Source organism: Mycobacterium sp. 1465703.0, from assembly GCF_001672975.1.
Taxonomy (GTDB): domain Bacteria; phylum Actinomycetota; class Actinomycetes; order Mycobacteriales; family Mycobacteriaceae; genus Mycobacterium.
The window spans coordinates 1-12,603 of the sequence record NZ_LZKU01000216.1; the positions used below are offsets into that span (position 1 = coordinate 1).

The 12,603-nt window shown below is 67.5% G+C and carries 13 protein-coding genes and 1 pseudogene; 2 read left to right on the top strand and 12 right to left on the bottom strand.

Annotated features, from left to right (window positions below; all coding sequences use genetic code 11):
- Positions 1–234: 234 nt before the first annotated feature.
- From A5625_RS20705 to A5625_RS20725, 6 genes and pseudogenes are all read right to left on the bottom strand, one after another.
- A pseudogene (locus A5625_RS20705) lies at positions 235–2,589 on the bottom strand (amino acid decarboxylase); the annotation flags it as partial.
- Between the two features lie 95 nt (positions 2,590–2,684).
- The gene (locus A5625_RS20710; protein ID WP_066998284.1) at positions 2,685–3,086 is read right to left on the bottom strand and encodes an antitermination protein NusB; all 402 of its coding nucleotides are present in this window, start codon (positions 3,084–3,086) and stop codon (positions 2,685–2,687) included.
- A complete protein-coding gene (gene nusB, locus A5625_RS20715; protein WP_066998288.1) occupies positions 3,083–3,586 on the bottom strand; it encodes a transcription antitermination factor NusB in 504 nt (167 codons plus the stop codon). Before nusB ends, A5625_RS20710 begins: the two co-directional genes overlap by 4 nt.
- Entirely contained in the window at positions 3,583–4,146 is a 564-nt protein-coding gene (gene efp / locus A5625_RS20720) for an elongation factor P (RefSeq protein WP_066998291.1), read from the bottom strand. The genes nusB and efp overlap by 4 nt, the downstream gene beginning before the upstream one ends.
- A gap of 114 nt (positions 4,147–4,260) precedes the next feature.
- Positions 4,261–4,485 carry a hypothetical protein gene (locus A5625_RS28575; protein WP_232003771.1) on the bottom strand — a complete coding sequence of 75 codons (225 nt, stop codon included), beginning with the start codon at positions 4,483–4,485 and terminating at the stop codon, positions 4,261–4,263.
- A gap of 55 nt (positions 4,486–4,540) precedes the next feature.
- Positions 4,541–5,650, bottom strand: a complete 1,110-nt coding sequence (locus A5625_RS20725; RefSeq protein WP_066998293.1) for a Xaa-Pro peptidase family protein — start codon at positions 5,648–5,650, stop codon at positions 4,541–4,543.
- A gap of 33 nt (positions 5,651–5,683) precedes the next feature.
- Here A5625_RS20725 and A5625_RS20730 point away from each other — a divergent pair, with 33 nt between their 5' ends.
- Complete coding sequence (locus tag A5625_RS20730; RefSeq protein WP_197516170.1) at positions 5,684–6,364, top strand: B-4DMT family transporter; 681 nt, start codon at positions 5,684–5,686, stop codon at positions 6,362–6,364.
- Here the strand turns inward: A5625_RS20730 and aroQ are convergent.
- The 5 genes from aroQ to A5625_RS20755 all read right to left on the bottom strand — a co-directional run bounded on the left by aroQ (position 6,361) and on the right by A5625_RS20755 (position 10,888).
- Entirely contained in the window at positions 6,361–6,807 is a 447-nt protein-coding gene (gene aroQ / locus A5625_RS20735; RefSeq protein ID WP_066998295.1) for a type II 3-dehydroquinate dehydratase, read from the bottom strand. The two genes, A5625_RS20730 and aroQ, sit on opposite strands and share 4 nt — an antisense overlap.
- Positions 6,804–7,895, bottom strand: coding sequence for a 3-dehydroquinate synthase (gene aroB, locus A5625_RS20740; RefSeq protein ID WP_066998298.1), 1,092 nt, complete (start codon positions 7,893–7,895; stop codon positions 6,804–6,806). The genes aroQ and aroB overlap by 4 nt, the downstream gene beginning before the upstream one ends.
- Positions 7,892–8,428, bottom strand: coding sequence for a shikimate kinase (locus A5625_RS20745; protein WP_066998301.1), 537 nt, complete (start codon positions 8,426–8,428; stop codon positions 7,892–7,894). The genes aroB and A5625_RS20745 overlap by 4 nt, the downstream gene beginning before the upstream one ends.
- Complete coding sequence (aroC, locus tag A5625_RS20750) at positions 8,428–9,633, bottom strand: chorismate synthase (protein WP_066998350.1); 1,206 nt, start codon at positions 9,631–9,633, stop codon at positions 8,428–8,430. The genes A5625_RS20745 and aroC overlap by 1 nt, the downstream gene beginning before the upstream one ends.
- 79 nt (positions 9,634–9,712) lie before the next feature.
- The gene (locus tag A5625_RS20755; RefSeq protein WP_066998304.1) at positions 9,713–10,888 is read right to left on the bottom strand and encodes an acyl-CoA dehydrogenase; all 1,176 of its coding nucleotides are present in this window, start codon (positions 10,886–10,888) and stop codon (positions 9,713–9,715) included.
- Positions 10,889–11,098: 210 nt separating this feature from the next.
- On the opposite strand from A5625_RS20755, the gene A5625_RS20760 reads away from it, so the two are divergent.
- On the top strand, positions 11,099–12,172 hold the full coding sequence (locus A5625_RS20760; RefSeq protein ID WP_066998306.1) for an LLM class flavin-dependent oxidoreductase: 1,074 nt from the start codon (positions 11,099–11,101) through the stop codon (positions 12,170–12,172).
- 5 nt (positions 12,173–12,177) lie between these two features.
- Here the strand turns inward: A5625_RS20760 and A5625_RS20765 are convergent, their stop codons facing one another.
- Positions 12,178–12,603, bottom strand: a complete 426-nt coding sequence (locus tag A5625_RS20765) for an A24 family peptidase (protein WP_066998308.1) — start codon at positions 12,601–12,603, stop codon at positions 12,178–12,180.

Genomic DNA, 12,603 nt, shown 5'->3' on the forward strand with positions numbered 1-12,603 from the left:
ACTACCTTCTCGACGTATTACGAAGGGTGGCAATTGATTTCGACCGCACCGAGAAGGAGGCCAGCGTCGCCGACCGGGTGTTGCAGGAGCGGCACGTCGAGGAGATCACCGAGGATCTGCCGCATCTGCCCGATTTCAGTGAGTTCGACGTCGCCTTCCGGCCCGTCGATGAGTGCAAGTTCGGCGACATGCGCTCTGCCTTCTACGCGGGATACGAAGAAGCCGATCGAGAGCATGTGCTGATCGGCACCGCCGGTCGGCGACGCTGGCCTCCTTCTCGGTGCGGTCGAAATCAATTGCCACCCTTCGTAATACGTCGAGAAGGTAGTGCACGCTCGACCAGGTGACGCCGATGGTGAAGATCAGCAGCACACTGTTGATCGACGTCTTGTTGATCTGGATGCCGAACCGCTCCATCAAAATCTTTTCCCGGAAGTCGTAGCCGTTCATTCCGGTCTTGCCGACGAACAGCGTGACCCGGGTCGGATCCAGGACGAAATGATCGGATCGCCACGCCTCGTTCCACTCGGCCAGGGCGCCCTGCCTGATCGAAGCGGTTGAGCTGACCGAGGATTCGCGGAACTCCTCGGGCACCAGGTCGGATTCGTCGAGGATGCGAAACCACTTGCTGATCAACCGGTCCTTGCGCACCCGATGCCGGAACACCAGCGCCATGTCGTAGACCTGCCGGACCAGTTGGAAGCCTTCGATATCGACCTGACGGCGCGCCAAGTCCAGTGACGCCAGCAATTGCTGGTTCGGTGAGGTAGACGTGTGGGTCAAGAACGCCTCGCCGAACGCGTCCCGGGTCAGCGCGTTGAAATCCTGGTCACGAATGTGGATCATCGACGCCTGCCGCAGCGCCGACAGCGATTTGTGCGTGGAGTGGGTGGCATAGACGCGAACCCGGGCGGTGGCCGGGTCGGGCATCAGCTCGCGGTCGATCCACTCCCTTCGGCCGACCCCCGCCATGGATGCGGCCCACTTTTGGTATTCCGCAACGTATTCCGGTGACGCCAGCATCTGCTCGAGACGCTCGGCGGACACCATCGCGGTCCGCTGTCGGGCCCACGGCACGGCCGTGGCGAAGGCATACCAGGCCTCGTCCCACAGAAAGCAGATGTCCGGCTTGATCGCCAGCACCTCCTGCATGACCTGCAACGGGTTGTAGACGACACCGTCGAAGGTGCAGTTGGTCAGCAACAGCATGCGGACCCGGTCTAGTTGTCCGGCCGCTTCCAGATCCAGCAGCGTCTGCTTGATGGTGCGCAACGACACCGCCCCGTAGATCGCGAACTGCGGCAGCGGATAGGCGTCCAGATACAGCGGGTAGGCACCGGCCAGCACCAGCCCGTAGTGGTGCGACTTGTGGCAGTTGCGATCGATCAGCACGATGTCACCGGGCCGGGTCAGCGACTGCACGACGATCTTGTTGGCGGTCGACGTTCCGTTGGTGACGAAGTACGTGTGGTCGGCGTTCCACGTTTTGGCGGCCTTGTCCATCGCCTTTTTGATGTTGCCGTGTGGGTCCAGCAGCGAGTCCAGACCGCCGGAGGTGGTGGAGGTTTCGGCCATGAAGATGTTGCGGCCGTAGAACTCCCCCATGTCCTGCAACGACCTCGAGTTGAAAATGCTGGCGCCGCGCGCCACCGGCAGGGCGTGGAATTGGCCGACCGGTGCGGCGGCATACGCGCGCAAGGCATCGAAAAACGGTGTGGCGTAACGGTTCCGCAGCCCGGCGAGCACCGTGCTGTGCAGGTCGGTGACGTCGTTGAGCCGGTAGAACGTCCGATCATAGACGTCGGGCTCGGTATCGTCGCCCGCCGCGATCGACTCGTCGGTGAGCAGATACAGGTCGATGTGGGGCCGCAGCTCCCTGATCCACTCACCGCATTCCACCCAGTCGTTGGCGCGATCGGGTATGACTCCGTTCGCGTCCTCGTTGGGCCCGAGCAATGTGTTCATCAACGGCAACCGGTCGCGGGATCGCAGCGGCAAGTCGTCGCGGATGATCGCGGCCTGGATCTCGCCGTTCAGCGCGACCGCGGTGATGGCGTCTTCGACGCTGGGCACCACCAGGATCTCGAACTGCACATCGTCAGACGGACAACGCAGCGCCCGCAGGCACTCGGCCAGGCTGTCCGGCGCCGTGCTGGGGGCGTCGTCGGCGAGCAACACGGTGTAGAAATGCTGCTGTTTGGCCTGGGCGACCAATTCCTGGTCATCCAACGGCGCCGACGTGTCGAAAAGCCCTGCGCGGTCGCCGTATTCACTCAGCAATCGCACGGCCAAGGAGACCTCTTCGGCGAGCCGCACCGTGGACAGGCTCTCCAGATGAGCGCGGAAGATCGCCAGGTTCGCCGCTCCCGGATACAGCCAGTACCGCTCGTAGGCGGCGATACGATCCATCAAGCGTTTCACCCGGGCCACGTCGTGGGCTTTGTCCAGGCCGGCCAGATCCACCTCGGCGAGGTGCCGGCATGCGTCGTCGAGCAGGTTCCAGGTGTCGACACGGGCGTAGGACGGGTTGGCCACGGCTGCCAGTGCGGACACTCGAAGTCGTCGCGGCTGGGTGCTGTATCGAATCATGACCTCACCTGCTCTTCTCGGGTCGCCGCCGCTGACGTGCAGCTCGTATTGTGAACCCGCCGCGCCACGCCCGTGGTCATTTCACCTCAGCCAGTTCAGTGATCCGGCTTGTCCGCACTGTCCACGTCACCGTCCACGATGCGCTTGTTACCCCGGGTACTGTCTACCCACCGCAGCACGGGCAGCTCCCAGCGACGAGCGGGCAATTCGGTGACATCGGACAGCGAACGCACCACGCCCTGTGTCAGGGCCATGATCGCGGCCATCACCGGCAGCAGCGGCTGCAGCGGCCTGGCCGCCGAGCGCACCGTGCTGATGCGGCGGGCGACGGCCACCCGCTCGACGCAGTGATACAGCCAGGCGCCCACCCCCAACGCGTAGATCGCCAGCACCGAGGCGACGATGGCCAGCCCGTAGGCGGCGCACACCACCGCACCCAGTACCACCGTCGCGGCCATCACGGCCGCAACGACTAGGCGCAGCTCCAACCGGGTCATGGTTGCGGTCCGTGGTCCTCCGGTGTCATGTCCGAACCCACCGCGCCTCGCACCGCCTGGGCGGCCGCCCTGATCTGCGGCGTCACCAGCATCACCTGGCCCAGCACTCCGTTGACGAAGCCCGGCGATTCGTCGGTGGACAGCTCCTTGGCCAGCTCGACGGCCTCGTCGACGGCGACCGGTTCCGGCACGTCGTCGGCATACAGCAGTTCCCAGACCGCGACCCGCAGAATCGCCCGGTCCACGGCCGGCAGCCGGTCCAGGGTCCAGCCCTGCAGGTGCGAACTGATCAGGTCATCGATGTGCGCGGCGTGCTCACCCACGCCCCGGGTGGCCGCAGTCGTATACGGCTGCAGGGACGCGACTTCGGGATTGGTTTCAGCCAGCCCGGTGCGCACGTCGACGACCTCCGCCGGGCTCAGTCCACGCGCCTCGGCCTCGAACAACAGGTCGACGGCGCGTTTGCGGGCCTGATGACGCCCCCTGACGGGCCTGCTCACGCGTTGACGCGCCCCAGGTAGCTGCCGTCGCGGGTGTCCACCTTCAGCTTGTCGCCGGTGTTGATGAACAGCGGCACCTGGATCTCGGCCCCGGTTTCCACCGTGGCCGGTTTGGTGCCGGCACTGGATCGGTCGCCCTGCAGACCCGGCTCGGTATGGGTGACCACCATCTCGACCGACACCGGCAACTCGACGTACAGCGGCGCCCCGTTGTGGAACGCCACCTGCACCGGCAGGCCCTCCAGCAGGAATCGGGCGGCGTCGCCCACCAGTGACTCGGGCAGCGGGTGCTGCTCGTAGTCCTGGCTGTCCATGAAGACGAAGTCCGAGCCGTCGCGGTACAGGTAGGTGGTGTCGCGCCGGTCGACGGTGGCGGTCTCCACCTTCACCCCGGCGTTGTAGGTCTTGTCGACGACCTTGCCGGAGAGAACGTTCTTCAGCTTGGTCCGCACGAAGGCCGGACCCTTGCCCGGCTTGACGTGCTGGAATTCGACGATCTGCCACAGCTGGCCGTCGATCACCAGCACCAGTCCATTCTTGAAATCGGCAGTGCTTGCCACGTTCGGTATATCTCCTCGAGGGTGGACAGTCGTCTACGGAACTGTCTGTAACTTGTCGGCCAGTTTAGAGCGCGGTGTGCCCGCGCCCCGCCGGCCGGGTAGGGCGAAATGCGGTTAGCGGTAAACCTGTTCGGAGCCGAGCGCGGGTTGCTCGTCGGGCGACGGCAACGGCTTGATCATCGTCAGCAGCGGGAGGTTCAGCGTGACGCCGCTGGCGAATGGTAGATGGACCGCGAAGTAGACGATCTGCATCTCCAGCCGCATCTCCCGAAGGGGCTGGGCATACAGGTCCCACCGAAAATCCCGGAGGCGCGCCAACCCCCGTGCCACCCCGTTCACGCACCCGACTGTACTCGCGGGGGCAAGCCCCCGATCCCCACCGTCGGGCGAGCGGTCAGGTCAGGACGGCCAGCTCTTTGGGGAACTTGGTGAGCAATTCGGGGGCACTGCCACTGGCCTCCCCCGGCACCACCAAGGTGTCCTCGATCCGCACCCCGCCCCGACCGGGCAGATAGACGCCGGGTTCCACGGTCACCACGGATTCGGCCAACAACGTGCCGGTAGAGGTGGCACCGATGCCCGGCGCCTCGTGGATCTCCAAGCCCACCCCATGGCCCAAACTGTGGCTGAACTGCTCGCCATAGCCCGCGTCGGCGATCACCCGGCGGGCCGCGGCATCCACCTCGCGCAGATCGGCGCCGGCCTGCAGCGCATCGCGGCCGGCCCGCTGCGAGTCAGCGACCAGCTGGTAGATCTCCAACTGCCAGTCGGCGGCTTTGCCGAGCACGAAGGTGCGGGTCATGTCGGAGTGGTAGCCGCCGACCAGCGCGCCGAAGTCGATCTTGACGAAATCGCCGGCGGCCAACACCGCATCGGTCGGGCGATGATGTGGGATCGCCGAATTCGGCCCGGCGGCCACGATGGTCTCGAACGAAATCGCATCCGCGCCGTGATCGAGCATCAGCGCCTCCAGCTCGCGGCTGACGTCGCGTTCGGTCCGGCCCGGCCGCAGACCGCCACGCGCCACCAGATCGGTCAAAGCCGCGTCGGCCGCCTCACAGGCCAGCCGCAGCAGCGCGACCTCGCCGGCGTCTTTGATCTCGCGCAGGGCTTCGACGGTGCCGGCAGCCTTCACCAGCTCGGTGGCCGCCTTCCGGTCGTCCAGCTCACGGGTTAGGGCGTCGAATCCGTCGACGGTCACCACGTTGCTCTCGAAGCCCAGCTTTTGGACACCGGCGTCGGCGGCCTGCCCGGCCAGGTAGCGCCCCAATGCCCGTTCGATAGCGACTTCGAGGTCCGGCGCCTGCTCGGCGGCCTGGGTTCGGTAGCGCCCATCGGTGGCCAGCAGTGGGCCCCGCTCGTCGGCGAATACCAGCAACGCGCCGTTGGACCCGGTGAATCCGGAGAGGTAGCGGACGTTGACCAGGTCCGTGACCAGCAGTGCACCCATCCCGCTGGCCTCGAGCTGAGCTCTGAGTCTGTCTCGACGCTGTGAATGTGTCACGGGTCTTGACGGTACTCGCTACGCTCTTGGGCCATGAGTAAGTGGATGCTGCGCGGATTGGTCTATGCCACGGCGATGGTGATCGTCCGTTTGTTCCAAGGTGCATTGATCAACGCGTGGCAGACGCAGGCCGGGCTTATCAGCGCCTTGCTGCTGCTCGTGTTCATCATCGGCGTTGTGGTGTGGGGGGTTATCGACGGCCGGCGCGACGCCATCGCCAACCCCGATCCGGACCGCCGCGGCGATCTGGCGATGACCTGGCTGCTGGCCGGCCTGGTGGCAGGTGTGCTCAGTGGCGCCGTCACCTGGCTGATCGCCCTGTTCTACAAGGGCCTGTACACCGGCGGGTTGCTCAACGAAGTGACCACGTTTGCGGCCTTCACCGCGCTGTGTGTTTTCCTGCCCGCCATCATCGGCGTGACCTTCGGCCGCTGGCGGGTGGACCGTAATCCGCCCGCACGCCGGCCGGGCACCGACGAGGAGCGGGCCGACACCGACGTGTTCTCCGCGGTGCGTGCCGACGACGCGCCTACCGGCGAGATTCCCGCGCAGACGTCCAGCCACCAGACCGACGCGCGGACCGCGGCCGTCGCCACGGCCGAGCGGGAAGAGCCCACCGAATCGATCGGCAAAACCGAGCACGACCCGAAGACCGAGGTGATCCACCGGGGCGAGGAGCACACCAAGCCGGGCACGGAGCACGACAAGGGTTAGCCGTCGGCGCCGGGCTCCCCGGCCAGGTAGCGCAGCGCGAGCAGGTAGCCCTGCACCCCCAGCCCGACGATCACTCCGGTCGCGACCGGGCTGAGGTAGGAGTGCCGCCGAAACTCTTCGCGCGCATGGACATTGGAGATATGCACCTCGATCAGGGGTGCACTCAATTCGGCGCACGCATCACGCAGCGCCACCGATGTGTGGGTGAGGCCGCCGGCGTTGAGGATCACCGGTTCGCCCGAGTCGGCGGCGGAATGGATCCAATCCAGCAAATCGGCTTCGCTATCGCTTTGCCGCACAACAACTTTGAGGCCAAGCCCGGCGGCTTCCCGCTCGATGAGCTCGGCCAGCTGATCGTGCGTCGTGTCGCCGTACACGTCGGGTTCACGCCGCCCCAACCGGCCCAGGTTCGGGCCGTTGATGACGTTCACCGTGGTGGTCATGACACCTCCGCAAGTCCGGCGTAGGCAGCCGCCAACAGCGACGGGTCGGGGCCGGCCATCCGGCCCGGCTTGCCCAGTCCGTCGAGCACCACGAACCGCAGCACCCCGGCCCGCGATTTCTTATCTCCGGCCATGTATTCCAGCAATTGCGGCAGCGCGTCGGGGTCGTAGCTGACCGGCAGGCCCAGCGCGGACAGGATGGTGCGGTGGCGCTGCGCGGTGGCGTCGTCGAGCCGTCCGGCCAGCCGGGCCAGCTCGGCGGCGAAGACCAGGCCCACCGACACCGCGGCGCCGTGCCGCCACTGATAGCGCTCGCGGCGCTCGATCGCATGCCCCAAAGTGTGGCCGTAGTTGAGGATTTCGCGCAGCTCCGATTCTTTCTCGTCGGCGGCCACCACCTCTGCCTTGACCGCGATCGCGCGGCGGATCAGCTCGGCCAGGACGTCGCCCGACGGGTCCACCGCGGCCTGCGGGTCCGCCTCGATGAGGTCCAGAATCACCGGATCCGCGATGAACCCGGCCTTCACGATTTCGGCCATCCCGGCGACAAGTTCGTTGTGCGGCAACGTTTGCAGCGTCGCGAGGTCGACCAGAACCGCGTGCGGCTGATGGAACGACCCGACCAGGTTTTTCCCGGCGTCGGTATTGATCCCGGTCTTGCCGCCGACGGCGGCGTCGACCATGCCGAGCAGCGTGGTGGGCACATGCACGATGTCGACGCCGCGCAGCCAGGTGGCCGCCGCGAAGCCGGCGACGTCGGTGGCCGCACCCCCGCCGAGGCTGACCAAGGCATCTTTGCGCCCAATCCCGATGCGGCCCAATACTTCCCACAGGAAGCCCACCACCGGAAGGTCTTTGCCCTCCTCGGCATCCGGTATCTCGATGCGATGCGCGTCAACTCCCTTGTCCGCCAACCTGGTTCGAATCACCTCGGCGGTCTCGGTCAACACCGGTTGATGCACGATGGCGACCTTGTGGCGGCCGGCGAGCAGTTCGTCCAGCTCGCCCAGCAAGCCGGTTCCGATGATCACCGGGTAGGGCGGGTCGACGGCCACCTCGATGGTGACCGGATCACCGGAGCGGGTCATGTGGCGGCCCGGCAGCGATCGGGGGCGGGGGCCTGCAACCGCGAGACGATGTAGCGGACCACGGCGCCCGGGTTGCGCCGGTTGGTGTCGACGCGAATGGTCGCCGCCCGTCGGTACAGCGGGCTGCGTTCGGCCAGCAGCGCACGGTACTTGTCGGCGCGGTCGGGCCCGGCCAGCAGCGGGCGAACGGTGCTGCCGCCGGTGCGCCGGACGCCTTCGGTGGCGCTGATCTCCAGGTAGATGACGGTGTGACCGGCCAGTGCCGCACGCACCCCCGGGCTGGTGACGGCGCCGCCGCCGAGCGACACCACACCGTCGTGGTCGGCCAGCGCGGCCCGCACCACGTCTTCCTCGATGCGGCGGAATTCCGCCTCGCCGTCGGTGGCGAAGATGTCGGCGATGCGGCGTCCGGTCTGCCGCTCGATGGCCACATCGGTGTCCAGGAAATCGACGCCGAGCGCCTTGGACAGCCGCCGCCCGATGGTTGACTTGCCCGACCCCGGCAGACCCACCAGGACCGCTACCGGCGCCATTACCCGGTACCCCGGGCGGCCGGCGACTCCCGCTCGGCGACCGCCTGCCGGTAGGCCTCGATGTTGCGGCGGGTTTCGGCCAGCGAGTCGCCGCCGAACTTGGCCAGCGCGGCGCGGGCCAACACCAGCGCCACCATGGCCTCGACCACGACACCGGCGGCCGGCACCGCGCACACGTCCGAACGCTGGTGGATCGCGACGGCCTCGTCACCGGTCGCCATGTCGACGGTGGCCAGCGCGCGCGGCACGGTGGAAATCGGCTTCATCGCGGCGCGCACCCGCAGCGGCTGGCCGTTGGTCATGCCACCTTCCAGGCCGCCCGCCCGGTTCGTCGAGCGGACCACACCGTCGGGCCCGGGGTACATCTCGTCGTGGGCGCGGCTGCCGCGCCGGCGCGCCGTCTCGAAGCCGTCGCCGATCTCGACGCCCTTGATCGCCTGGATGCCCATCACGGCGGCGGCCAGCTGGCTGTCGAGCCGATTGTCGCCGCTGGTGAACGAGCCCAGTCCGACGGGCAGGCCCAGCGCCACCACCTCGACCACACCGCCGAGGGTGTCGCCGTCCTTCTTGGCGGCCTCGATCTCGGCGATCATCGCCTCCTCGGCCGCCTTGTCGTACGCGCGTACCGGGCTGGCGTCGATCGCGGGTAGGTCGCCGGGGCCCGGCGGCGGGCCGTCATAGGGCGCCGACGGACCGATCGCGATCACGTGCGAGAGCACCTCGACGCCGAGCGCCTGACGCAGAAACGAGCGGGCGATGGTCGCCGCCGCGACGCGGGCGGCGGTCTCGCGGGCGCTGGCCCGCTCCAGCACCGGCCGGGCGTCGTCGAAGCCGTACTTGAGCATGCCCGCGTAGTCGGCGTGGCCGGGCCGCGGCCGGGTGAGCGGCGCATTGCGCGCGCTGTCCGCCAGCTCCCCCGGGTCGACCGGGTCGGCGGCCATCACGGTCTCCCATTTCGGCCATTCGGTATTGCCGATCTCGACGGCGATGGGCCCGCCCAGGGTGATGCCGTGCCGCACCCCGGACAGCACGCTCACCGCGTCCCTCTCGAACGCCATCCGGGCGCCGCGACCATAGCCGAGGCGACGACGGGCCAACTGTTCGGAAATGTCGAGGGAGGTGACCTCCACACCGGCGACCATGCCTTCGAGCACGGCCACCAGCGCGCGGCCATGCGACTCCCCAGCAGTGATCCAACGCAACACGGGTCCCATCTTCCCATGTCGACTTCCGAAAGCCGATTCGCGCAGCCCGCGGCGGTGGCGGGCGCGGCCGCGGCACGGATCAGAAGAAACTGGTCTCGGGCAGGGCCGCGCCGTTGACGGCGATGTCGCCGAGCACCCGCGCCTTGTAGACGGTCGGATTGTGCGAGAACAGCGTCCGCAGATTGCGCCAGTGCCGGTCCAGCAGCGCTGAGGATTGCACAGCTGATGCGCCTCCGGCGTCGAAGATGCGTGAGGCGGCCCGCAGCGCGGGCTCCTGGATCGCGACCTTGACGCGGGCGGCGGCGATCGACGACCTGGTTTCCAGTTCGGCATCGATCCCGGTTTCGCGCGCCGCCTGAAGCGCGGGAGCGAGTTCGGCCGCCGCGCTGTGTACCAGTGCTTGCGCGGCGTAGGCCACCGCATCGATCTCCCCGACGATCTGCAACAGCTGGGGGTCCGCGGTGGGCGCGTCGACGCTGGCGAAGGTGTAGGTGCGTTGCCGTCCGCGCACCAGCGCCGCGGCGTCGGCCGTCAGCGTCCGCAGGATGCCGGCAGTTATCGCGTGCAGATACAGCTGCATCAGCGCTCCCCGGGCGCGGTTCACCCCGATGGTGTCGGCCAGCGGGAACACCTCGTCAGGTGCAACCGCAACATCATGGAATACTGTTGTGCCGCTGCCTGTTTGGCGTTGCCCGATACCGTCCCAGTCATCGAGGTGTTCGACGCCGGCCCGATCAACCGGTATCACCACGGCGGTCGGGACATTGCCGTCGTCCTGCGCGGTGATGCGCAGATAGTCGGAGAACTGTGCGCCGGTGCTGTAAAACTTCCTGCCACGCAGCCGCAGCCCGTCTTCGGTGGTCACCAGCCGGGTGTCACGGTCGTTGCCTCCCACCGACTTCTGGCTCTTCTCGGCGTTGGCACCGCCGATCAACCCGCCCTCGGCGATGACCGCGATCCACCGGTCGCTGCCCGGCGGCCGGGGTGTCACATGCAACTCCTCGACCAGCGCGTAGTGGATCCGCAGAATGTGCGCGAGATCGGGATCGGCCGCAGCCAGCGCGATGAGGTGGTCGAAGAATTCCGGCACCGAGTAGCCGGCACCGCCGTGTTCGCGGGCCAATCGCACCGCGCCCAGCCGGTGGTCCCGAACGAGTTTCAGGCCGCGCAGCGGCGGCTCGGTTCCGCCGTCGGCCAAACGCTGACGGTAGTCGGCAGCGATTTCGGCGAGCACGCCATCGATCCCAACGGGCATGCGTGTCAATACCTTTCTGGGCGGATGAGTGTCGCGTGCGCGACAACCAGCCCGAAAGACTGTCAGGAATGCATGCTACCGCCAACGGTTTGCTGCGGGCTGAATTTTTCGGCGGCCGATGACTTTCTTGCACACTGATTCCTGAACTGACCACGGGATAAGCGAGCAGCCGAAGCACGCCGCCGCCATCATGTGCCACCATGTTGTCTGGTGGGCGAATTTCTCTGGTACATACCGAATACCGTTGAGCCAGGCCATCGCGGCGATGACACCGTAGACGGCTGGGGAAGCCTGGACTATTCGGTCGATCTGGCGCTGCGCGCCGAGGAACACGGCTGGGGCGGCGCGCTGATCGGTACCGGCTGGGGGCGGCCGGACACCTTCACCATCGCGACCGCGATCGCCGCGCGCACCACCAACTTCGCCCCGCTGGTGGCGGTCCGCCCCGGCTACTGGCATCCGGCGCATTTCGCCAGTGCGGCGGCAACCCTCGATCGGCTCAACGACGGTCGGCTGTTGGTCAACATCGTCAGCGGTGCCGACGACTTGGCGGCCTACGGCGACGTCGAATCCGACAAGTCACGTCGTTACCAGCGCACCCGCGAATTCATCCGGCTGGTCCGCCGGTTGTGGCGTGAGGACGACGTCACGTTCCGCGGCGAGTTTTTCAGCATCGAACACTCCACGTTGCAGCCGCGCCCGCTGGGTGCGGCCGAAGGCCGATACCCGAAGCTCTACTTCGGTGGAGCATCGGCGGCCGCCGAAGAGGTCGCCGCGACCGACGCCGATGTCCAACTGTTCTGGGGCGAGCCACTGGACGGGATCGCCGAACGCATCGACAGGCTGAAGTCGTTGTCGGACAAGCTCGGTCGCGAGCACGCGCCACTGGAATTCGGCCTCCGGGTGACCACCCTGGTGCGCGACACCTCCGAGGAGGCCTGGCGCGACGCCGAGGCGAAGGTCGCCAAGCTGGCCGGCAACCCGACCATGTTGCTGCTGCACGACCCGGCAGGGGCCGAGGGCCAGCGGCGGCTGACCGATCTCGCCGGGCGCGGCGAAGTGCTCGATTCGTGCCTGTATACGACACCGAGCAAATACGGCGGAGAGGGCGCCGGCACGACATGGCTGGTCGGCTCGGCCGACGAAGTCGCTGCCGCGTTGCGCAAATACGCCGACCTCGGCGTCAGCCATTTCGTGCTATCGGACACCCCGTACAAGTCGGAGGCGATCAGGCTCGGTGATCAGCTGTTGCCGCTGCTGCGCTCCACCGCCGTCGGGAACTGAGGACCTCAGAGCAGCGTCAGCGCCACGCCCGCCGCGCTGGCCACGCACATCGACGGCCCGTGCGGCACCGAGCCACCGCCCCGCCGCAGCATGATCACCCCGAGCAGCACAGTCAGTAGCGGTGCGCCCAACGCCGCCAGGAACCACACCCCGACACCGAAGCAGCCGGTCAATGCACCCAGACCAAGGGCCAACTTGACGTCACCGGCGCCCATTCCGCCGGGCGCCACCCAGTGCACCGTCAGGTAGATCGCGCTCAGCGCCGCGGTTCCGGCCATGGCCGGCGACCCGCGCCCGGCCAGCGTGGCGGCCGCCAGGATCGCCGCGGCGCCGGTCAGCGTCAGGGAATTGGGCAATCGGCGTTCGCGGATGTCGTAGCAGCTCAACGCCGCCAACCAGGCCAACACCAGACATACCGCGCCAATCCGCAT

What these genes read in the sequence shown, in the direction of transcription:
- A5625_RS20710 (WP_066998284.1), bottom strand. Translation starts at nt 3,086, where the DNA reads ATGACCCGGTTGGAGCTGCGCCTAGTCGTTGCGGCCGTGATGGCCGCG.
- A5625_RS20730 (WP_197516170.1), top strand. Translation starts at nt 5,684, where the DNA reads ATGAGTAAGTGGATGCTGCGCGGATTGGTCTATGCCACGGCGATGGTG.
- aroQ (WP_066998295.1), bottom strand. Translation starts at nt 6,807, where the DNA reads ATGACCACCACGGTGAACGTCATCAACGGCCCGAACCTGGGCCGGTTG.
- aroB (WP_066998298.1), bottom strand. Translation starts at nt 7,895, where the DNA reads ATGACCCGCTCCGGTGATCCGGTCACCATCGAGGTGGCCGTCGACCCG.
- A5625_RS20745 (WP_066998301.1), bottom strand. Translation starts at nt 8,428, where the DNA reads ATGGCGCCGGTAGCGGTCCTGGTGGGTCTGCCGGGGTCGGGCAAGTCA.
- A5625_RS20755 (WP_066998304.1), bottom strand. Translation starts at nt 10,888, where the DNA reads ATGCCCGTTGGGATCGATGGCGTGCTCGCCGAAATCGCTGCCGACTAC.
- A5625_RS20765 (WP_066998308.1), bottom strand. Translation starts at nt 12,603, where the DNA reads ATGCGGATTGGCGCGGTATGTCTGGTGTTGGCCTGGTTGGCGGCGTTG.